The organism is Rhodospirillales bacterium, assembly GCA_023898765.1.
Taxonomy (GTDB): Bacteria; Pseudomonadota; Alphaproteobacteria; order Micavibrionales; family Micavibrionaceae.
The window spans coordinates 1664604-1684182 of sequence record CP060238.1; the positions used below are offsets into that span (position 1 = coordinate 1664604).

The following is a 19579-nucleotide window of genomic DNA, read 5'->3' on the forward strand; positions in this document are numbered from 1 at the left end:
CCTAACGCAGCAACCCCTCCAGAACGCCTTTAATGGCCTCTTCCGGCGTGATTTCCTGCTGCTGTTGCTGCTGTGCGGGCTGCGGCGCCTCTTCTTGTGCGGGCGCCCAGCTATCGGCAGGATCGGCGGCAGGTTGTTGTTGCTGCGCAGGCGCCTGCTCTTGCGCCGGGGAGGCTTCACCGGCCTGCGGGGATTGCTGCTGCGGTAAAATCCCGAATTTTTCGAGTTTTTTCCCGACGTCGCCGCCCAGCAGTTTCGGCAGTTCTTTCTGGATTTTACGCTGGATTTTGCGGTTAAAGTAATCCTGGATAATGCTCTTGCCAAACGTGTTGGCCGGATTGTCGAGCGGGCCTTTAATCGTCACCTTGAAGGGATCCAGATCGTCCACGCCTTTCAGGGATATCTCATGGACCGTATCCATGGTCCAGCGCGGCAAATTGACGTTCCCCGCCGACCGGATAACGGAAGACGGACCGTCCATCACCATCGACGTAATGTTCACGATGCCGTTTTGAATGGCGTAGGTCCCCTTGATCGTATCGAACCGCGTTTCCCCGCCGCTTGTGGTGCCGACAATCAGGTTTTCAACGGAATGCCCCATTTTTTCATCCTCCGACAACCCGCGCGCCAGACGCGCCAGATCGAAGCCTTTGATGATGACGTTCTTCCCGTCCAGCGCGGCGCTGCCGCCGAGCCCGTTGACGAGCGCATTGGGGCTGGCGCCGGCGGATTTCACGTCCATATTCAAAGACACGTCTCCGCTGGCTTTCAATTTCCGCGATCCGCTCATCGCAAACGCAAGCGGCTCCAGCGCGACATTTGTCATGGCGCTGTCGACGGACAGGCTGAGATCCTGTCCGGCGGGCGCGGTTACATGGGAATTCAAAACGGCCTTTCCGCCGAACAGCCCGGCATTCAGGTTGTCCACCCGCAGATCCCCGTTTTTCAGGGTCAGCTTTGTGCGGGGATTGTCGAATTTCCACCCGCCATAGGTGATGGACCGGGCGGAGATGGACAGGTCCATATCAAGGCTGCGCAGCCAGGCTGTTTCAATCCTGTTGTCGGACCAGCGCCCGCCTTTGGCGGAAGACTGCCCGCCGCCGCTGGCGGAGGACGAGGAAGCCTTTCCTTTTGATGTGGCCAAAAGACGGTCCAGCGCCAAAGGACCGGTCTGGATATCGCCGCTTACTGCGGGCCGCTCGCCAGCCATATTCGCCGTGAGAGCGCCCTCAAGCGTTGTGTCCCCGAGGCTCGCCTTCATGCCGGACAGGACATACGCGTCCCCTTTGCGGACCATTTTCGTATAAAAATCGACTTTCTGCTGAAGCCCCGGCCCGCCGGCAAAAGACGGCGTCACAATCTGCACGGCCCGCACAAAATCCGGATGATGAAGCCCCAGCGTCAGGTTGTCCACAGCCGGTTTGTCCAGTGCGCCGGTCACAACCCCCGCTGCATCGAGCTGTCCGCTCAACGCTTTGACGTTAGAGGTAAAGTCCAGTTTTTGTGCGGATCCTTTCAGGCCCAGCGCAATCTCCGCCGCGCCGATTTTTTGCGGCAGCTTGGAAGTGTCCACCTTCAGCGTTTTCATCAGGGCATCGGCATCGGATGTTTTCCCGTACAGGTCCAGGTCTATAGCTGAAAGATCGCCGAGATTGCCGATCTGCCCCTTGGCGCTTCCGCTGGCGCCCAGCATGCTGTCGATTGACAGGGACTCCAGCACAAGGCTTGTGCCCCGGCTTTTTCCTTTCAGCCGCAACCCTTTTATATCCGTGCCGTTCAAACGGGCCTGACTGGCGCTTAAGTCAAAGGCAAGATTGACCGGCAGGGAAAAGTCCTGCAGGGGCTTTAACGCCGTTTTCAGGTCCGGCGCGCCGCTGCCTCCGCTTTCGGATTTTGCTGCAGACGCAGGCGCTTTGCTTTTTCCGCCCAGACGTGCCCGGATATCGTCGATATCAATCGTTCCGGCGGACAGGATGACCTGCGCCTCCGGTTTGCCGCCGCTGCGCGCGGCGGGCGTATAGCTCCCGCCCACCGTAAAGGATGTTTTATCGAGATTCAGCCGCCCCGTTTTTACTTTGATCGTCGCGGGCGTCACGGTTCCTTCCATGGAAAACTGCGCCGTTTTCCAGACAGACAAGGCAGGGCCGTCGTCTACAAACGCCGACAGGAAGACGGGAAGCTGGTCGAGGTTCCCTTGTGTTTCAAATGTCAGCAAGGGATCCGCCAGTGTGACAGCGCCCGTTTTTTCGGAAACGCTTGAAGAGGCAAAACTCACGCCCGCTTTGGCGTCCAGTTTTCCGCCGCCGGGAACGGACAGGATTTTGGAGGTGACCTGAATGATATTTCCCGTCTTTGCAATATCCAGCAGGATGCCTTTATAGGTTTTTCCTTTAAACGCGACCCCCTCCATTTCGATCAGGTGCCTTGCGTCAACCAGAGCCGGGACCGTCAGGCTTTCCGGCAGCAGGCCCGGCGTTTTTTTCCCGGCGGCCGTTTTTCCGGCCTGTTTCAGGCTCTCCTTGTCGTCCGGCGCTTTCGCCCTTGCTCCTTCAAACCGGTCCAGATCAAGAATGCCCTTCAGGTTCCACGCGGACTTGGCTTTGATGGGTTTGCGGTCCTTCAGGCCCGTGATTTCGATTCCGCCCTGTCCCGATATATCCCCGAACGCAAGCGAAGCGTCTTTGTAGGACAGCGCATTGTCGTTGACGGTCAGCATGCCTTTTGCGGAAACCTTCTGCGCCAGCGCCGGAGAGGCCTTTCCGCCGGCAAAGGCTACCAACGCCGAAAGATCCCGCGCCTGCAGGGCGGTTTCCCCCTGTATTTCAAACTCCAGCCCCTTCTCGACGACACCGGAGAAACTGGCCTTCGCATCCGCTTCCGGCAGGGTTATATCCGCCCGCAGGGTAAACGAATTCTCATGCTCTTCTATTTTTCCTATATCCGCGCTGAACGCGATTTCCTGCTGTTGATAGACAAGTTTTCCTTCCGCTTCGAAAGGGCCTTTCAGGCTGTCTGCCGACAAATCGAGATCGATATTTTCGGCCAGATGCTGCGCCCCGGATGTATAATCGTGGTAAGAAATGCGCCCCTGCCGGATCGAAAGACGATCCAGCGCCACTTTTTCCATCGCTCCTCCGGCGGCTTTGGCGGCCCCTTCCTGCGCGGCCGCAGGCACCGTTTCTTTTGCGCCAAGAAGCCGGTCGCTCATCCAGCCCTGACGGCCGTCCTGCATCACTTCCAGCCGGATATCGGGCTGCATCAGTTTGATGGAAGCAACCTCCATTTCCCCGCGCAGCAGGGGCAGCAGCGCAACATGCACGTCCGCATATTTCATGCTCAGCAGGTTTTCAGCCTTGACCTTTTTGGGGGCTGCAACGGAGACATCCGAAACGCGCACGCTTGGTGACGGCAACAGGGAAAGTTTCAGGTCCCCGTCGATGCGCACATCGTAACCGCTCGCCGCTTTCACTTTTTCCACAATTTGCGGCTTGTAGCGGTTCCAGTCCACAAAAGACGGCCCCACAAGCAAGGCAAGGATCAAAAGAGACAACAGGGAAAACGAAAACAGCACCAGACGCTTCATTGCGGACACTCCTTTATTAAAAATCATAAATAGAGACCGGCACCTTACACCAACACAGCCGCCATTGCGAGAAGATCAGAGCAAATCAAGGTATTTTATGATTGACATAAAATAAACCTCTCTTTACACCACTGGACGGGCAACAAGAAAAAAGGGCAAACATCATGGCATCAGACCAAAACGGCATTCGTGTGATAAGGGGTGAATTTTCAGACAGCGCAGACGATCTCGTCAAAAGGCTCTTTGGTTACGCCGCAACGGGCGATGTCGCTGCACTGAAAGGCGCGCTTCAAAAGGTAACGCCCGATATGTCCCTCATGGATAACAGGGGATTTTCCCTGGCCCATATCGCGGCCCTGAACGGCCATAAAGAGGTTCTCACAGCCCTGAAGGAAGCCGGACAGCCTGTAAACCCTTCGGATAAGGACGGACTGTCCCTGTTGAATCTTCTCCACCTGGCCATGCAGCCCGTCTCCTCATGGGATTCTGATCTGACGTTTTCCAGCGCCTCACATCCTGTCACCTTCGAAGAACAGAAGAGGAGCAATATGTTTTATGATATGGGCCAGCATATCAAAGGACTGCTCGGCCCGGATTATGCTGACAATTCGCTTCTGGAAAGGGTTTTGCGCTTTTTAAATCCGCCTGGACCACGGTAAAACCGGGCGAAAGGTTTTACGATTTCCCGTCTTCCGGTCCGTACCGTTCCTGAAAGTCCTCGATCGCGGCCAGAAACTCCTCGAGCGGGGGAAGGACGGTATTCTGAAAGAGCGCCTGCTGCTTTTGCGGCAGGGCGCCTGAAATGTTCTGGTAGATCACGCGCGCCGTGTCCTTCAAATCGTCCATATTGCTCTTTTTGCTGACCAGTGAATTGTTCACATCCACCATGCGCTTGGTCATCATATGGACCACCGCCCGGATGGTCGAATCCGTATCTTTCAATTTGTCCATAAACTGCTGGCGGCCAATAACGATGAGATTGCAGTCTTCCAGCGCCTGAACGCTGGCCGTACGGGGGCCGTCGAAAATGAGGGCCATTTCACCGATAATCTCGCCAATCCCGAGACGGGAGAGTTCGACCTCCCGCCCTTCATGGCTGGTATAAACGCGCACGCTTCCGGACTGGATTAAAAAGGCCTGGGCCCCGAACGTCCCCTCCTCTATCACAACCGCGCCTTCCGGGACAAAGCGCCTCTCCAGAATAACCGTTTCTCTCCGCCGTGCCATTCTTTTTCCTTATACCATATACTGGCCGCCATTGGCCGTAATTGTCGATCCGGTTATAAATCCCGCTTTTTCCGACGCCAGAAAAACAACGATATCCGCGATATCCCGGCGGTCGCCCATGTGCCCTACAGGAATTTGCTGCACAATAGAGGCAAGAATATCCTGATTCATGTCCGCCGTCATCTGCGTTTCGATATAGCCCGGGCAAATGGCGTTCACCGTAATGTTTTTCCGGGCGCTTTCCTGCGCCAGTGCCTTGGTAAACCCTAGAATGCCCGCTTTCGCCGCCGCATAATTCGTCTGGCCTATTTGCCCTTTCTGGCCGTTTATGGAGCTGATATTAATGATCCGGCCAAAGCCCCGCTCCCGCATCCCGCCGACCACCGCGCGGCACATGCTGAAACAGGAGGTCAGATTCGTCTCAATAATATCGTGCCAGTTTTCCTCCGGCATTTTGTGCAAAAACCCGTCTTTCATTTTCCCGGCATTGTTGACAAGAACGGAGATATCTCCCATTTCTTCTGCGATCTGCGCGCAGGATTCCTGACAAGAGCTGAAATTCGCCACATCGAATTTGAAACATTTCGCGCCGGTCTCTTCCTCGCATTTTTTGGCCGCCTCTTCATCGCCGTGATAGGTCGCCGCGACGTCGTATCCGGCCTCCCGCAGACCGTGAACGATCCCCAGCCCGATCCCGCGCGTTCCGCCCGTTACAATTGCCACGCCTTTGCTCATGATAGTGCCTTCCATTCGTCCATGGTTCCATCCCGCAGGACGCACATTGCAATTCCCATGCCGCCGCCGATGCACAACGTGGCAAGCCCTTTTTTCGCGTCCCGGCGCGCCATTTCATGCAGCAAGGTCACCAGAACCCGCGTGCCGGACGCCCCGATCGGATGGCCCAGAGCAATCGCGCCGCCATTGACATTTGTCTTGCCCGCGTCGAACGCCATTTCCTTCATCACGCAGCAGGCCTGCGCCGCGAACGCTTCGTTGGATTCGATTAAATCCAGATCCTCCACGCCCCACCCCGCCTTTTCGAGCGCTTTTCGGGAGGCCGGAACCGGCCCTGTGCCCATCACGGCCGGGTCGACGCCGGCCGTTGCCCAGGACGCAATGCCGGCAAGAGGTTTCAGTCCCCTTTTCTTCGCTTCGCTGGCCCGCATCAAAAGAACCACGGCTGCGCCGTCATTGATGCCGGAGGCATTCGCCGCCGTGACGGTGCCGTCTTTTTTGAAAACGGGTTTTAATTTGGACAGGCTTTCTGCCGTGACCCCGGCGCGTGGAAATTCATCCTTGTCTACAAGAACTTCTTCCTTCCTGACCTGAACAGGAACAGGCACTATTTCCGCAGCAAAACGCCCGCCCTCGATCGCGGCCTGCGCCTTTTGCTGCGAGTGCGCCGCGAACGCATCCTGATCCTCGCGGCTGATGCCGTATTGCTGCGCGATATTCTCTGCCGTCAGCCCCATATGGTAGTCGTTGAAAATATCCCACAGCCCGTCCTGGATCATCGTGTCGCGCATCTCGCCGCTTCCCATTTTCAGGCCCTCGCGCAAATGCATACAATGGGGTGACGCGCTCATGTTTTCCTGGCCGCCGCACAGCATGATGTTTGAATCCCCGTTCAAAATCGCCTGCGCGCCCAGCGCCACGCTCCGCAGACCCGAGCCGCAAACCTGATTGATCGTAAAGGCCGTTTTGCTCTCGGGGATTCCGGCTCCCATCGCCGCCTGCCGCGCCGGGTTCTGGCCAGCTCCGGCCGTCAAGACCTGCCCCATAATGACCTCGTCAACCTCTTCCGGCGAAACGGACGCCTCCTGAAGCGCCGCAACAATCACGGCCCGGCCCAGATCATGCGCAGGGGTTTTGGCAAACTGGCCGTTGAAACTGCCGATGGCAGTCCGTTTGGCGGAGACGATAACAACAGGATCTTGTGCACGCATGGGAAACAACTTTCAAAAGAAGAATTAAACGACAAACCACCGCGGACAATACCCTCATGCTCCCTCCGTTTCAAGACCGATCGCCCGTTAAATCAAAATGAAAGCTTGCCGCTTACTCTTTTTCGCCGAGCCAGTTCGCAATCGGCTGCCAGATATCTTCGACGGACCTTTCCCCGGCGATCAGGCCGATATGCCCTGTCCGGGCTTCCAGATAATCGGCGCCTTCTATTTCGCCGGCAAGGGCTTTGGCCGATTCCGGCGGCACAAGACGGTCCCGCTCCGCCGTAACGATCAGGGCCGGAAGTTGGAGGGTTTTGGGCCTGATATACGTCCCGCACACCTGCCAGTTGCCGTGCGCGGGAAGATTGTTTTTGTACCAGTCCCGCAGGCAGCCCTGCCCGAGCCTTTCCGGTAAATCGACCCCGTTATTGAGCCACTCCTCCACCGCCACAAAGCGGACAGCTTTTGGATCGTCGTCCTCCAGCCCCGCAAAATCCGAAAATTTCCGGACCAGTTGCTGCGGGTCCAGATTTGCGAAAACCGTCTGGATCCATTGCGAGGGTAACAGCCCCCGCTGTCCCATCAGGGTGTTTGCGCTGGGTTCATAAAAGGAAATGCTCTTTGAAAGCACCTGGTCTCCCGCCTTGAAATCCCACGGCGCGGCCAGAAAAACGGCGCTATGAACCAATGCGCCTTCCAGTTGCGCGGCTGCGGCCAAAAGCGTCCCGCCCATGCAATAACCCAGCGTATGAAGCGGCCGCCCGCAGTCCTGCGACACGGCCTTCAGACCGGGCAAAAGTCTCTCCCTGAAAAGGGAGTCAAAATTTCTTTGCCCCCTGTCCTGCGTGCTCTCCCCCCAGTCCAGCAAAAAGACATCCCTGTCTTTTGCCATCCAGCGCAAAAAACTCCGCTCCGGCAAAAGGTCGAAAATATGCGCCTTGTTAATCATGGAGGGAAGGAGGAAAAGCGGACGGCCGCCCCCGCCTGCCATCTTGAAAATCCTGACCTCTCCGCTTTTCCAGAAAACAGGGAGCTCGGGCCGGTCATCCTTGTAAGGATGGGCCTGGTACTTTTTAATCCCGGTCATAAGGCTTTGCAGCATTTCCTGCCCTGCCGGACCTTTTTGCATACAGACAGATGTCGCCAGCGCAAGATGAATGGGCAGGGGTGTCGGGCCGAGACGGGTTATATCAGTCATAAAAGCCACTATGCGCCAAATGATTTACAAGCGCAGCAAATTTTTATTCTTTTGCTTTGCAACAAAATCGTGCATACTGGAAAGATATTCCATTGCAGCAAAGAAGAAGAAAGGGCGACCTTATGGCTACGTCTAAAAAGAAGAGTAATGAACCTACTGTGATAAAAAAATATGCGAACCGCCGTCTGTACGACACGGGGCGCAGCAGCTATGTAACGCTTGATGATTTGTGCGAAATGGTCAAAGACGGCTATGACTTCGTTGTCTGCGATGCAAAATCCGGCGAAGACCTGACCCGTCAGGTCCTCACCCAGATCATCGTCGATCAGGAATCCAAGGAAGGCCAGAATTTACTGCCCGTCGGGTTCTTGCGCGACCTGATCGGTTTTTACGGCGACAATGTCGGCACGCTTGTCCCGAACTATCTGGAGCAAAGCCTTCAGGCGTTTTCCAAAAACCAGGAAGAACTGCGGGACCAGATCAACAAATCCATTGAAGGCATGTTTCAGGTTCCCAATATGGACGAAATCAACAAACAGAACATGGCGATGCTGGAAAATACGATAAAGATGTTTTCCAATTTTACCCCCATGGGGCCGATGGGCGGAAGCCTGAACGAAGAGAAGTAAATTTTTTCTGTTCCCGGCCGTGATATCCGGAACAAAACAAGCGCTGCCTGGATTTTCAGGCGGCGCTTTTCTTTGCCTCTTTACCGGATACCGGAGGCCAGCTGGTCCCGCGCATCCATGGCCATATCCATGTTTTCTGCGGATGTTTCGTGGGAAATCGCAACAAAGCTGCCTTTTTCCTGAAAGAAAACGACGGAAGACGCAACGGTCCCGCCGCCGCTGACACAAGCCAGTTCATAATTCGTGCGCTGCGGCGTTTGCCCGGACGCGGCCGCCGCAAAATCCCCCGTACATTGACGGCGGGCTTTTTCAACGTAAGACTCCACCAGCCCGTTAAACCCGTCCGGCGAAGCGTCAAGCGGAGACACTTCCGCCTGCCCGCGGAGCGCGCCCGTTTCCCAACTGTAAACGGACAGGGCGGCAGAGGACGAAGATTTCTTGATATTTCCGCGCAAGGGAAGACCGGCGCGCGTTAACAGGCCCTGCACATCCCCCTGCGACATTCCTGCCGGGATGCTTATCACCCGTTCCTCCGTTCCTGCGGCGGGATGGGCTTCGTTCAGGCGGGCGGCGGCGGAAGGAACGGGAGTTGAAGACGCCAAACGCTCTTGCAAAGAGCTTATGTCTTTTTCAGCCGTGCGGAGCCGGTCCCGATATGTTTTAATTTCGGCGTCTTTTTTCACGATATCTGCCTGAAGTCTCTCGGTTTCCGCGATGTTTTGCGGGGCCTGTTTTTGCGCCTGCTCTTTTTGGGCCATATGTTCGGCCTCCAGGGTTTCAACCCGGCGGGCAATCTGCTCTTTCTCCGAAGCCAGAACTTTATTCTGCTCTGTCATTTCCTGCATCCGGGTTTTAAGCTCGGACACCTGCTTCTTCCATATGGCGGAATCCTGCGCCAGTTTTTGTTTGTCCGCTTCGAGCCGGGACGTTTTTACAGACAGTTTTTGCGCGGCGCCCAGTTGGTTTTTGGCGCTTTCAAGCTCCTGTTCCAGGGCGGCGATCCGGGCGGCCTGTTGATTTTCCCCGGCGGCCTTTGCGGCAAGCCTGTCTTCCAGCGCTTTTTTCTCCGCTTTCTCCGCCGCGGACACATTGCGCTCCTGTTCCAGAAGACCGGCCAGACGCTGATTTTCCTGCTCTGCCCGGGCCTTCTCCGCAGCTTCAGACTCAAGCTGCGTCTTCAAAGCGGCGGAATCCTGCGCCAGCTTTTGTTTGTCCGTTTCAAGCCGGGCCGCGTCTGCGGATATGTTTTGCGCGGCGCCCAGTTGTTTTTTGGCGCTCTCGAGTTCCTCTTCCAAAGCCGAAATCCGGGCGGCCTGTTGATTTTCCCCGGCGGCTCTTGCGGCAAGCCTGTCTTCCAGTGCTTTTTTCTCCGCCGCTGACTCTTTACGTTCCTGCTCCAAAACGCCGCCCAGACGTTTGATTTCGCGCTCGGCCTCGTTGAAACGCCGTACCGCCCGCTCCAGCCCTTTGTCTCCCGCAACGGCGGCAAGCTGTTTGTCTTCGGCCTGCGTCCGCACAATTTCGAGCTCTTTGGCCACCCTGTTTTTCTCCGCGATCGCGGCGGCAAGGTCCTCCTGAAGGGTTTTCAGCTCTTTGGCCTGCGCCACGGATATCTCGCCGCCTTCATTTTTAGGCAGGTCCTTCCGCAACAGGGCCTCTTTCTTTTCGCTCGCATAAACGGCCTGAAGCTCCCCTTTCAGGTTCCTGTTGTTTTCCTCCAGCGTTTTTATGCTGCGCTCCAAAGAGGCGATCTTATCCTTTTCCCCGTTTGTTTCGGGAAGCGCCCGGGCCTGAAGCTGCGCCTTTTCTTTTTCGAGAAGGCGTATCTTCTCTTTCATTTCGGCCACGGCATTGCTGTCTTCCGCCTTTTTATAGTCTTCTTCAAAATGCCTGCGCTGCTGTTCCAGCGCCTGCCGCAAGGTTATATTCTCCGCTCTCACGGCGCTTAATTCATTGCGAATGTCCGCGGCCTCCGCCTGGGCGGCCGAAGACATCGCAGGCATGGTCGGCGACACGTCTTTTTTCGCCGCGGTTTTAGCGGAAGGCTTGGCAGGGGCCGGCGGCGGAACATTTCCTTGGGATTTTCCTTCGTCTTTCCGGGCGGAAAAACCTTTAAGGCCGCTCCCGGCCTCCGCATTCAAAACGTCCCCTCTGGCGACCTTCTCAGGGGAAGGAGAAGCGGCTTTCCGGGCCGCCTGAACCTCCCTGATACACCCGCTTAAATCTTCCTGCCCGCGCTTGATATCCGGCATGGAAAAAGCGTAATCAACGCCGGAGATACTGACTTTGAGATTTTGAGAAGCCTCAAGCGCCTCGAAAAAACTCTCGTCCCATCCCAGGCGGACAACCATGGCCCGGTCTGAAACCGGCAACATTTCAAAGGCGCGAATTTGTCCCGGCCCGGGCTGAAGGGTTATTTTATACGGCTTTTCGGGGTCCATCTGCGGCGTTTGAAAATCGACCGCAATCGAATATTCCTCTGTGATGTTCCGCCCGAGCGTAAAGATGATATTCTTCTCGTAGGGCCGCGCCAGCGCACAATAAGTGGCGGCGCCGTTGGAGGGATTGTCCACACGTGTCAGCGACCATCCGCCCTGCGGAGCCAGCGTGCCCGCTGCTCCCCCTTGCGCAAAAGCAGGAGAAAACGCAACAAAGGCCGTGCCGGTAAGGAGAAATGAAAGAGCAAGAGATCTGCGCATTTTCATTCGCCCCTCGCCTCTAAAAAGTCCGGTTGGTTTCAACGATCAAAACGCGGCGCCCCGTGGAAGGGTCCGTATTGAACTGGACGGCGGGATGATCCAGATCTCCGCTGTAAGGTTCCAGCAAAGCGGCAAGGGCCGCTTCAAGCGAACCGTCCTGCGACACGTCCGTTTTTACGGCATAACCGTGCTGCGCGTTCCATATAAGCTGCACATCGCTGCGCTTGCTCCACTGCGCCAGCACGTCTCTCAGGCTGCTTCCCTGCGCAGCATTCCAACGGGCCGCGCCGCGGTCCATAACAGGAGCTTCTCTCATGCCCTCCGGCGGAAAGCGTGGCGCCGGTGTCACGGAAACGGGCGTTGCCGTTTCCGGCAGCGCTCTGGATTCCGCGCCTGCCTGCATATGCCCCTGAAGCCCCGAAGCTGCAGCATTCTGGGCCAGGATTGCCGCCACAGCCTCTTCAAAAGAACCGCTCTGGTTAAAGTCCGCCACAACATTTCCGCTACGGGACGCCTGCCACTCGACCTGCGTTCCGGCCTGTGCGGCCCAGCGCGAAAGCACGGCTTTCAAATCTTCCCCGGCCTGCGCGCGCCAGACTTTGCCTCCGGCGTCCGGTCTGCCTCCCCCTGCGCCCATACGCGTTGCGCCCGGACGCGGCATTGCGGAAGCGGCGCGAATTTCCTTCAGGCTTTCCGGAGGCGCTTCAAAAGAAGGCAATTCTGCAGAAAGCATTTCCGCGGCAGGAGGCGCTTCGTACGCGCCCGCCGGGTCTTGAACCGGGACCGGCGCCATATTCTGGGCGCCCGGACCGGTTTTGATATTCACCACGGGCGATCCTTCCATGACCGCTTCCCGGTCCATGCCGGAATTATAGCAGGATTCCAGCTCTTCCAGCCCTTTGCCTATATTGCTGAGAGAAAAGGCCATTTTATTGCCTTCGACATCAATGCCCAGCAACGCGCCGCCGGCAATCGCATCGTAAAATCCCCTGACATCCCGCATGTTGAAAACGAGCGTGCTGGGCGAAAAGGCGGAGCCTTTCGCGCCGGCCCGCAGGGCGCCGTCGACGGAAAGCCTGGCGTCATAGCGTGCGCCCTGACGAAAAACGTCCTGGCGAAAATCAATCGCCATCGCCAGGATTTTACGCTCGCCGCCCGAAAAACGCACGATAAAGCCGTTATTGAACTTGTTCACCATCACGCAGGGAAGCTTGATATTTTTCAGCCCCCTTGTTTTCGAGAGCCCCGTATCCCCGACCACCCAGGGGCTGACGGGCAAAAACTGCGGCGTGGCGGCGCCTTGCGCCTTCGCGGCTTCGCCCGGAAACAAGGCCGAAAAAAGAAACAAAACCAAAAACAATGTCGATGAATGAGAAATCCTCATGGCCCCGGACCGCACCTCTTTATAAAGTATTTTGAAATCGCTTCCGACAATAAGGACAGATGCATGAAATCGCAAGTATCTTAAGCGCTTTTTCCTCTTTTATTATTAACCTCCCCGGTACGCTGAGTTGGTGTCATACCCAACTCTTTTCGGTTCAATGTGAAGCTGGTAACCTTGTGCAAGAGAAACAATTCCAGGGGATTTTTTTTCTTTACAAATATTTGATATTTTAATATTTTTCATATTGTAAAATTTTGAACGAAACGAAGGGTTATACATTATGAAAAACATTGCTGGAACGATTCTTCTGGCCGCTACGTCTCTCACAAGTGTTACGTCCGCTGCCGATACTACGGAAAACCCTGACCTCCTTCAAAAACAAAAAGGGCTGATGGCAAATACGGTGAATATCGCAGAAGCATTTACACGGGCCCTTGAAACAAAAAAGGAAAAACTCTCCCGTTGGAATTTATGGCAAAGAGGAGGAACGAATATCGTAATCCTGGGCATAAAAGCTGACTGTGGTGATATGACCGGTAGTACGGAACTTGCGATTGCAGAAAGAACAGACCCGTTAGTGCCTGAAAAAGCGCCGGATATGGACAAAATCAAGTCTTGTATCAATGCCATGTATAATGCAGGAGATACGGTAACGTGGAAAGAGGGTAGAGGCTGGAAAAACCCGGAAAGCGGAAATCCTCTTGGACGATCTCTGTACACACTTGCAAATGAGTGGAGAAACCTGAACGAGCAGCCTCCTGTCGATGCGGAGCATTGCCGTACACTTCGGACACAAGGTCAGAATCCACCGGCGTGCCGCCCTTTTAACTAGCGCCCCCCAGACGCGCTGCCAGCGCCGCTTCCAGGAAAGCGTCGATATCCCCGTCCAGAACGGCTTGCGTATTGCTGGTTTCCTTGCCGGTCCGCAGGTCCTTTATCATCTGGTAAGGCTGGAGCACATAAGAGCGGATCTGGTGCCCCCATCCGATTTCGCTTTTTTCGCTGTGCTGGGCCGCCGCGTCTTCTTCGCGTTTCCGGATTTCCGCTTCGTAAAGGCGGGCCTTGAGCATCGCGAGCGCGTTGGCCCGGTTTTGATGCTGGGACCGTTCGTTCTGGCAGGCCGCGACTATTCCCGTCGGAATATGCGTTATCCGCACGGCGCTGTCCGTGGTGTTCACATGCTGGCCCCCCGCGCCGCTGGAGCGGTACGTATCCACCCTTAGGTCCTTATCCAGAACTTCGATCTCTATGCTGTCGTCCAGAACCGGCGAGACCGACACGGAGGCAAAGCTTGTGTGGCGCCTTGCGCCTGAATCGAAAGGGGAAATCCGCACCAGACGATGAACGCCTGTTTCCGTCTTAAGCCAGCCATAGACCTGGTCTCCGGAAATACGGATCGTTGCGGATTTAATTCCGGCCTCCTCCCCGTCGCTCCGTTCCAGCAGGGAAACCTTGTATCCTCTGCGCTCCGCCCAGCGCATATACATGCGCAAAAGCATTTCGCCCCAGTCCTGCGCTTCGGTTCCGCCGGCGCCCGCATTGACGTTCAAAAAAGCGTCGTTTCCGTCGGCTTCTCCGGAAAGAAGGCTTTCAAGCTGTTTTTTTTCGGCGCTGACCCGCAATTTTTCAAGGCCGGCTTCCGCTTCCCTGACAATCCCGTCATCGCCCTCTTCCTCCCCGAGCTGGATGAGTTCTATATTATCCTTGAGAGTTGTTTCGATCTCGCGCACGGCCGAAATCCGGTTATCCAGAGTCGTGCGCTCTTTCATCAAAGCCTGGGCGCGCTGCGAATCGGCCCATAAATCGGGATCTTCGGAAAGCCTGTTCAGCTCTTCAAGCCGTGCGAGCGCCTTGTCCCAGTCAAAGATGCCTCCTCAGCAAAGACAGGGCGCCTTCAATCTCGCGGGCTATATTTTCAATCTCTGCTTTCATCGGGGGACTTGACCTTAAATCTATGCGGCTTCGGAAAGGGCCATGTGTCTTTCAAAATGCGCTGCCATGGCCTGAACGAACGCTTCCTTTGTTTCTGCGTCACACGCTCCTGAAATCAGGGCATGATCGATGCAAACGTCTTCTCCGGACCATGTTCCGCCGGCCTCTTCAACCCGCGCGCGGCAAAAATCCGGTCCGGCAACCTTTCTGTCTGCAAGATGCGCGGCATCCGCCATCAACTGAAGGGCCTCTCCCATAACGGCGACAGGCTTCATGGCCGCCATAAAGCTTCCGATAAAGCGTTTCGTATGGGCTGTCAGTTTCAGCTTATCCAGAGACCGCTGGCCGCCGGGCAGGACAAGCGCGTCGTAATCGACCCCCAGCGCCGTATTGATCTGGGCATCCACCGCATAATTATGGCCCCATCCGCGGCCGTCCCAGCCGTTCACAAGACCCTGATCCGTACTCACGATTTTAACCGATGCCCCGGCATCCACCAGCGCGCGCTGCGCCAGCGTCAGATCCTTTTCGTCAAAGCCGTTGGCCGCCAGAACCGCAATTTTGAACCCTGTCATTGATTTCACCATAAAACGCACACCCTTCTTCTTTTTTGCTTTTATTTATGTAAAGAAAAAACCCTCATTGCGGGTGAAATTCGCGCAAGAACCGGAAAATGTCAAGCGCCTCGATATAAAATTTCAACCTCCGGAACGAAAAGCTTTGATATCGTTCCTCTCGGAGCTGTGCATAAAAACCGACATTATTCTTGTAATAACCCCCCCTTTTTAAGAGAAGAAGCCTTTACTTTTCAAATGTCTGGGGTATAAAAAGCAAGGGATAACGCTTTCTTTTATCCATGTTTTTTAATTCTAAGGAGTTTCTAATGAAAATTTTGCGCGGTTTTGTGCTCGTAGGCTTTGTTGCCCTGCTTGGCGCATGTGGCAGTTTCCACGATATGGACGAAGTACAGGCCCTCAACAATACGGAGGCCGTAGGATCCCCCTTTACACAGCGTTTGACCGCTGAATACCGGGACTTTGTGAACAATGAAATGGATATGATGCACGATCATGCGGACAGCCTCCATTTCGCGCGCAAGGGCCTGGCATCCGCGAGAGGCGATGTTGTGATGCCCGAGCCTATCACGGACTGGAATATCGAACCGGGTCCTTTTGAAGAGCTCAGCGTTGCCCGTGCACGGCTCGTCAACGTCTTTGACCTTGGCGCCCGCGAATTGCAACCGGATGTCTCCGCCGTTGCGCAGGCCCGTTTTGACTGCTGGATTGAACAGCAGGAAGAGGGATGGCAGACCAACGACATCAATATCTGCCGCAACGGGTTCATTGAAGCCCTGAACGAACTGGAAGCCGCCATACCGGCACAGGCTCCGCCCCCGGCCCCTGAACCGGACGAGCCTTTCGACGTCGATGCGTCCGAGCCTATGGCCCCTGAGAACGCCATGTATCTGGTCTTCTTCGACTTTGACGAGTCCGCGCTCGGACCTGGCGCTCAAACCGTTCTGGATTCCGTGGCGCAGGAAGTCTCCGGCCGTTCCGTCAATGTTGTAAATGTTGTCGGGCACGCTGACACTTCCGGCTCGAAAGCGTACAACCGCAAACTGGCCATGAAACGCGCCAATTCCGTGCGGGACGCTCTGATCCAGCGGGGCATTGATGCCAATATCATTCGTGTCGACTCCCGCGGGGAAGACGAATTGATGGTTCAGACGGCGGACAATGTCCGCGAACCCGGCAACCGCCGCGCGCAGATCACATTCGAATAAGCCGCGCAAAATAAAATTGAAAAAAGCCCGGTTCTCTACGAAGAGGCGGGCTTTTTTATTGCTCCGCCCCTTCCCCGGACATAAACTGCACAGATGGACTTAAGACCCGTTTTTTATGTGATTGGTATTTTACTCTCCACACTGGCCATCAGTATGGTGCTTCCGCTGCTGGTGGATCTGGGAAGCGGAAACCCGGACTGGAAGGTTTTCTTCTTCTGCGCGATGTTCACGCTGTTCTTCGGCGGGGCGCTCATCGTGACCAATACCGGTTTTAATTTTGAAATGACCGTTCGCCAGGCGTTTCTCCTGACCGGCGCAAGCTGGATCGTTCTGGCGGCCTTTGCCGCCCTGCCCTTCCTGATGTCCGACCTGAAAATGAGCCTGACAGATTCGGTCTTTGAGGCTGTGTCCGGCATCACCACCACAGGCTCCACGGTCATTACAGGACTGGACCATGCACCGCCGGGCATTTTGCTCTGGCGCGCGATTCTCCAGTGGCTCGGCGGCATCGGGATTATTTTGATGGCGATGTCTGTGATGCCCTTCTTGAAGGTGGGTGGTATGCAGCTTTTCCAAATCGAACTCTCGGAAAATGAAAAAGCCCTGCCCCGGCTTGAAAATATGGCCCGTACGATTGGGATCATTTATGTTGTCCTGACCGCGACCTGTGCCCTTCTTTTTTCCCTGTTCGGCATGACCAAATTCGAAGCGCTGATTCATGCTATGACGACGATTTCCACGGGGGGGTTTTCTACATCAGACTCCTCTATGGCCTATTTCAGCTCCGCCCCGATAGAGGCCGTTTGTATCCTATTCATGATTCTGGGATGCCTGCCCTTTATCCTCTATGTGAAGGCTGTGCGCGGCAATGTCCAGCGCCTCCTGACAGACTCTCAGGTCAGGTGGTTTTTGTCCATAGCCTTGATCAGCACCCTCATCTTGGCACTTTATTTATCAATCCATCATGTTTTGCCTTTTGGAGAAGCCCTTAGAAAATCCGCCTTTAATGCGGTTTCAGTCATGACAGGGACAGGATATGCAAGCAATGATTACAACTTATGGGGAAAATTTCCCAGCGCATTGCTGTTTTTTTTAATGGTGGTAGGCGGCTGCGCGGGCTCCACCACCTGCGGCATTAAAATCTTCCGTTTTCAGGTTCTCTACGCCGTGACGAATTCGCAGGTCAAACAGCTTCTGCACCCGCACGGCGTGTTTATTCCCCACTACAACAAAAGGGCCATGCCCAAAGGGGTTGCCACCTCGGTCATGAGCTTCTTTTTTGTCTTTGCCTTGTGCTTTTCCCTTCTGGCCGTTGCGCTGTCCTATACGGGGCTGGATTTCCTGACCGCTATGTCCGGCGCGGCCACGGCCATTTCGAATGTCGGGCCGGGGCTGGGGGATATTATCGGCCCTGCCGGCACCTTCCAGCCGCTGCCGGACAGCGCCAAATGGATTTTATGCATCGGCATGGTGCTTGGACGCCTTGAGATATTCACCGTCCTTGTCCTGTTTATGCCCGCCTTCTGGAAAGACTAAAGATCGAAGACGTAGTCCTGGTTGCAAAACTCGCACGTCATCGTAATGACGCCGTCTTCCGCCATATCCTGTTTGTCTTCTTCCGGCATTGTTTTCAAAACGGCCTCCACTTTTTCAAAGGAGCAGCGGCACGTCTTTTCAAGAAAGCGCGGGTCGTAAACGCGCACCCCTTCCTCGTGGAACAAACGCGTTAAAATATCCTCCGCCGAAAGACCGGGATCCAGAAGCTCATCTTCCTTGCAGCTTTGCATCAGGATCATGGCCCGGCGCCAGTCGTCTTCCTCGATATTGCCGGAGGCGGTGCCGCCCTCTTCGGGCATGCGCTGAAGCATAAGTCCCTGCGCCCGCCATTTCCCGTCCCGCAGCCCGACCCCCATCACAATGCCTGTTTCGATCTGTTCGGACTGGGCGAAGTAATGCTGCACGCACTCAAGGAGCGTCCGCCCCTTCAGTTCGACGATTCCCTGATACCGGTCCGTTTCCGGCCCCTGATCGACCGTAAAGGCGATGTGCCCTTTCCCCGTCAAATCCGGCAAAGCGTCGCCGGCCGCCGCAAGCGCCTCTTCTTTAAACGCCGCGCAGGCGCGTATGCCGCCATCGGAATTGATATCCGACACCAGCATGGAAAGAGGCCCGCTGCCTTGCACCTGAAGCGTAAATATTCCCCTGTATTTCAGCATGGAAGACAGCAGCCCGCAAAGCGTCACGGTTTCCCCCAGAAGCCGGCTGACCTTTTCAGGATAGGCATGGGCGCCAAGGATATCGTCCACCGCCCCGTGAAGCCGGATAATCCGCCCGCGAAGCTGGCAGCTTTCGAGCTGGAAGGGCAGGATAAAATCTTCTTTTTCCGGCATGTGCGTATAATCCCTAGCTCTTGATTTTGTAGCCGCTGCGGATCATCCGGAGGCACAAGGCCCCCATCAGGAAATTCAACACCAGAAGAAAAACGATCCCGGCCTGAACGTTCCCGTCCGCCTGACCGATAAAGCCGTAGCGGAATCCGTCAATCATGTAGAAAAACGGGTTATACAGGGCAAGTTTCTGCCAGAATTCCGGCAATTGCCCGATCGAATAAAACGTGCCGGACAGGAACGTCATGGGCGTTATCAGGAAATTTGTCACGGCTGAAATATGGTCGAATCGTTCCGACCATATGCCGCCCGCCAGACCGAGGCTGGACAGGAACATCGTCCCCAGAAGCGCGAAAAGGAAAATATGGCCCGCAGAATGAATTTCAACGCCCACAATCATGTAAAGGACGAGGGCCGTCGCCCCGCCAACGCACAGGCCGCGCAAAATCCCGCCCAAGACATAGCCTGTATAAAATTCCGCCGGTGAAATGGGCGGCATCAGAATGTCCACAATATTCCCCTGAACCTTCGCGATGACTATCGAAGACGACGTGTTCGCGAACGCGTTTTGCACCATCGTCATCATCAGCAGTCCCGGCGCCAGAAATTCAAGATAGGGAACGTCCCCAACCCTTTTGGCGATCGCGCCGAACGCCAGCGCAAAAACGGCATAAAACAGCAATGTGGTCATGACAGGGGCGATAACGGTTTGTGAAAACACGTTCAAAAATCTCAAAACCTCTTTCTCAACCAGGGTTCGAAGACCGATGATATTGACCGCGCCGATTTTCCGGGGGCTAAAGTCCTGCAT

Annotated in this window: 16 protein-coding genes; 5 read left to right on the forward strand and 11 right to left on the reverse strand. The window is 55.5% G+C overall.

Annotation, left to right across the window (positions count from 1 at the left end; genetic code table 11):
• Window position 1 precedes the first annotated feature (1 nt).
• Window positions 2-3583, reverse strand: coding sequence for an AsmA family protein (locus tag H6853_08190; protein ID USO03489.1), 3582 nt, complete (start codon window positions 3581-3583; stop codon window positions 2-4).
• A gap of 164 nt (window positions 3584-3747) precedes the next feature.
• On the opposite strand from H6853_08190, the gene H6853_08195 reads away from it, so the two are divergent.
• A complete protein-coding gene (locus H6853_08195; protein ID USO03490.1) occupies window positions 3748-4242 on the forward strand; it encodes a hypothetical protein in 495 nt (164 codons plus the stop codon).
• Window positions 4243-4258: 16 nt separating this feature from the next.
• Here H6853_08195 and H6853_08200 read toward each other — a convergent pair whose 3' ends face one another.
• The 4 genes from H6853_08200 to H6853_08215 form a co-directional block, all read right to left on the reverse strand.
• Window positions 4259-4810, reverse strand: a complete 552-nt coding sequence (locus H6853_08200; GenBank protein ID USO03491.1) for a cyclic nucleotide-binding domain-containing protein — start codon at window positions 4808-4810, stop codon at window positions 4259-4261.
• Between the two features lie 9 nt (window positions 4811-4819).
• Window positions 4820-5545, reverse strand: a complete 726-nt coding sequence (phbB, locus tag H6853_08205; protein USO03492.1) for an acetoacetyl-CoA reductase — start codon at window positions 5543-5545, stop codon at window positions 4820-4822.
• On the reverse strand, window positions 5542-6756 hold the full coding sequence (locus tag H6853_08210; protein ID USO03493.1) for an acetyl-CoA C-acetyltransferase: 1215 nt from the start codon (window positions 6754-6756) through the stop codon (window positions 5542-5544). Before H6853_08210 ends, phbB begins: the two co-directional genes overlap by 4 nt.
• A gap of 112 nt (window positions 6757-6868) precedes the next feature.
• Window positions 6869-7954: an alpha/beta hydrolase gene (locus H6853_08215; GenBank protein ID USO03494.1), complete on the reverse strand. Its 1086-nt coding sequence runs from the start codon at window positions 7952-7954 to the stop codon at window positions 6869-6871.
• A gap of 122 nt (window positions 7955-8076) precedes the next feature.
• Between H6853_08215 and phaR the strand changes: the two genes are divergently transcribed.
• Window positions 8077-8583 carry a polyhydroxyalkanoate synthesis repressor PhaR gene (phaR, locus tag H6853_08220; protein ID USO03495.1) on the forward strand — a complete coding sequence of 169 codons (507 nt, stop codon included), beginning with the start codon at window positions 8077-8079 and terminating at the stop codon, window positions 8581-8583.
• A gap of 80 nt (window positions 8584-8663) precedes the next feature.
• On the opposite strand, the gene H6853_08225 is transcribed toward phaR, so the two are convergent.
• Window positions 8664-11282 (reverse strand): hypothetical protein, encoded by a 2619-nt coding sequence (locus H6853_08225; protein USO03496.1) that lies wholly within the window; start codon window positions 11280-11282, stop codon window positions 8664-8666.
• Window positions 11283-11301: 19 nt separating this feature from the next.
• Window positions 11302-12666, reverse strand: coding sequence for a TcpQ domain-containing protein (locus H6853_08230; protein ID USO03497.1), 1365 nt, complete (start codon window positions 12664-12666; stop codon window positions 11302-11304).
• A gap of 280 nt (window positions 12667-12946) precedes the next feature.
• Here H6853_08230 and H6853_08235 point away from each other — a divergent pair, with 280 nt between their 5' ends.
• Window positions 12947-13498 (forward strand): hypothetical protein, encoded by a 552-nt coding sequence (locus H6853_08235; GenBank protein USO03498.1) that lies wholly within the window; start codon window positions 12947-12949, stop codon window positions 13496-13498.
• Here H6853_08235 and prfB read toward each other — a convergent pair.
• A protein-coding gene (gene prfB / locus H6853_08240) for a peptide chain release factor 2 (GenBank protein USO03499.1) occupies window positions 13491-14598 on the reverse strand; the annotation gives its coding sequence in 2 pieces (ribosomal slippage) (window positions 13491-14528 and window positions 14530-14598; 1107 coding nt in all). The two genes, H6853_08235 and prfB, sit on opposite strands and share 8 nt — an antisense overlap.
• A gap of 20 nt (window positions 14599-14618) precedes the next feature.
• Window positions 14619-15185: a DJ-1/PfpI family protein gene (locus H6853_08245; protein USO03500.1), complete on the reverse strand. Its 567-nt coding sequence runs from the start codon at window positions 15183-15185 to the stop codon at window positions 14619-14621.
• A gap of 296 nt (window positions 15186-15481) precedes the next feature.
• Between H6853_08245 and H6853_08250 the strand changes: the two genes are divergently transcribed.
• A complete protein-coding gene (locus H6853_08250; protein USO03501.1) occupies window positions 15482-16381 on the forward strand; it encodes an OmpA family protein in 900 nt (299 codons plus the stop codon).
• Between the two features lie 93 nt (window positions 16382-16474).
• Complete coding sequence (locus H6853_08255; protein USO03502.1) at window positions 16475-17917, forward strand: TrkH family potassium uptake protein; 1443 nt, start codon at window positions 16475-16477, stop codon at window positions 17915-17917.
• On the opposite strand, the gene H6853_08260 is transcribed toward H6853_08255, so the two are convergent.
• On the reverse strand, window positions 17914-18771 hold the full coding sequence (locus H6853_08260; GenBank protein USO03503.1) for an Hsp33 family molecular chaperone HslO: 858 nt from the start codon (window positions 18769-18771) through the stop codon (window positions 17914-17916). The genes H6853_08255 and H6853_08260 overlap by 4 nt on opposite strands.
• A 13-nt stretch (window positions 18772-18784) precedes the next feature.
• Window positions 18785-19579, reverse strand: a complete 795-nt coding sequence (locus H6853_08265; GenBank protein USO03504.1) for an ABC transporter permease — start codon at window positions 19577-19579, stop codon at window positions 18785-18787.

Excerpts from the sequence above, each read along its gene's own strand:
- H6853_08190 (USO03489.1), bottom strand. The coding sequence starts at position 3,583 with ATGAAGCGTCTGGTGCTGTTTTCGTTTTCCCTGTTGTCTCTTTTGATC.
- H6853_08195 (USO03490.1), top strand. The coding sequence starts at position 3,748 with ATGGCATCAGACCAAAACGGCATTCGTGTGATAAGGGGTGAATTTTCA.
- H6853_08200 (USO03491.1), bottom strand. The coding sequence starts at position 4,810 with ATGGCACGGCGGAGAGAAACGGTTATTCTGGAGAGGCGCTTTGTCCCG.
- phbB (USO03492.1), bottom strand. The coding sequence starts at position 5,545 with ATGAGCAAAGGCGTGGCAATTGTAACGGGCGGAACGCGCGGGATCGGG.
- H6853_08210 (USO03493.1), bottom strand. The coding sequence starts at position 6,756 with ATGCGTGCACAAGATCCTGTTGTTATCGTCTCCGCCAAACGGACTGCC.
- H6853_08215 (USO03494.1), bottom strand. The coding sequence starts at position 7,954 with ATGACTGATATAACCCGTCTCGGCCCGACACCCCTGCCCATTCATCTT.
- phaR (USO03495.1), top strand. The coding sequence starts at position 8,077 with ATGGCTACGTCTAAAAAGAAGAGTAATGAACCTACTGTGATAAAAAAA.
- H6853_08225 (USO03496.1), bottom strand. The coding sequence starts at position 11,282 with ATGCGCAGATCTCTTGCTCTTTCATTTCTCCTTACCGGCACGGCCTTT.
- H6853_08230 (USO03497.1), bottom strand. The coding sequence starts at position 12,666 with ATGAGGATTTCTCATTCATCGACATTGTTTTTGGTTTTGTTTCTTTTT.
- H6853_08235 (USO03498.1), top strand. The coding sequence starts at position 12,947 with ATGAAAAACATTGCTGGAACGATTCTTCTGGCCGCTACGTCTCTCACA.
- H6853_08245 (USO03500.1), bottom strand. The coding sequence starts at position 15,185 with ATGGTGAAATCAATGACAGGGTTCAAAATTGCGGTTCTGGCGGCCAAC.
- H6853_08250 (USO03501.1), top strand. The coding sequence starts at position 15,482 with ATGAAAATTTTGCGCGGTTTTGTGCTCGTAGGCTTTGTTGCCCTGCTT.
- H6853_08255 (USO03502.1), top strand. The coding sequence starts at position 16,475 with ATGGACTTAAGACCCGTTTTTTATGTGATTGGTATTTTACTCTCCACA.
- H6853_08260 (USO03503.1), bottom strand. The coding sequence starts at position 18,771 with ATGCCGGAAAAAGAAGATTTTATCCTGCCCTTCCAGCTCGAAAGCTGC.
- H6853_08265 (USO03504.1), bottom strand. The coding sequence starts at position 19,579 with ATGCAGGACTTTAGCCCCCGGAAAATCGGCGCGGTCAATATCATCGGT.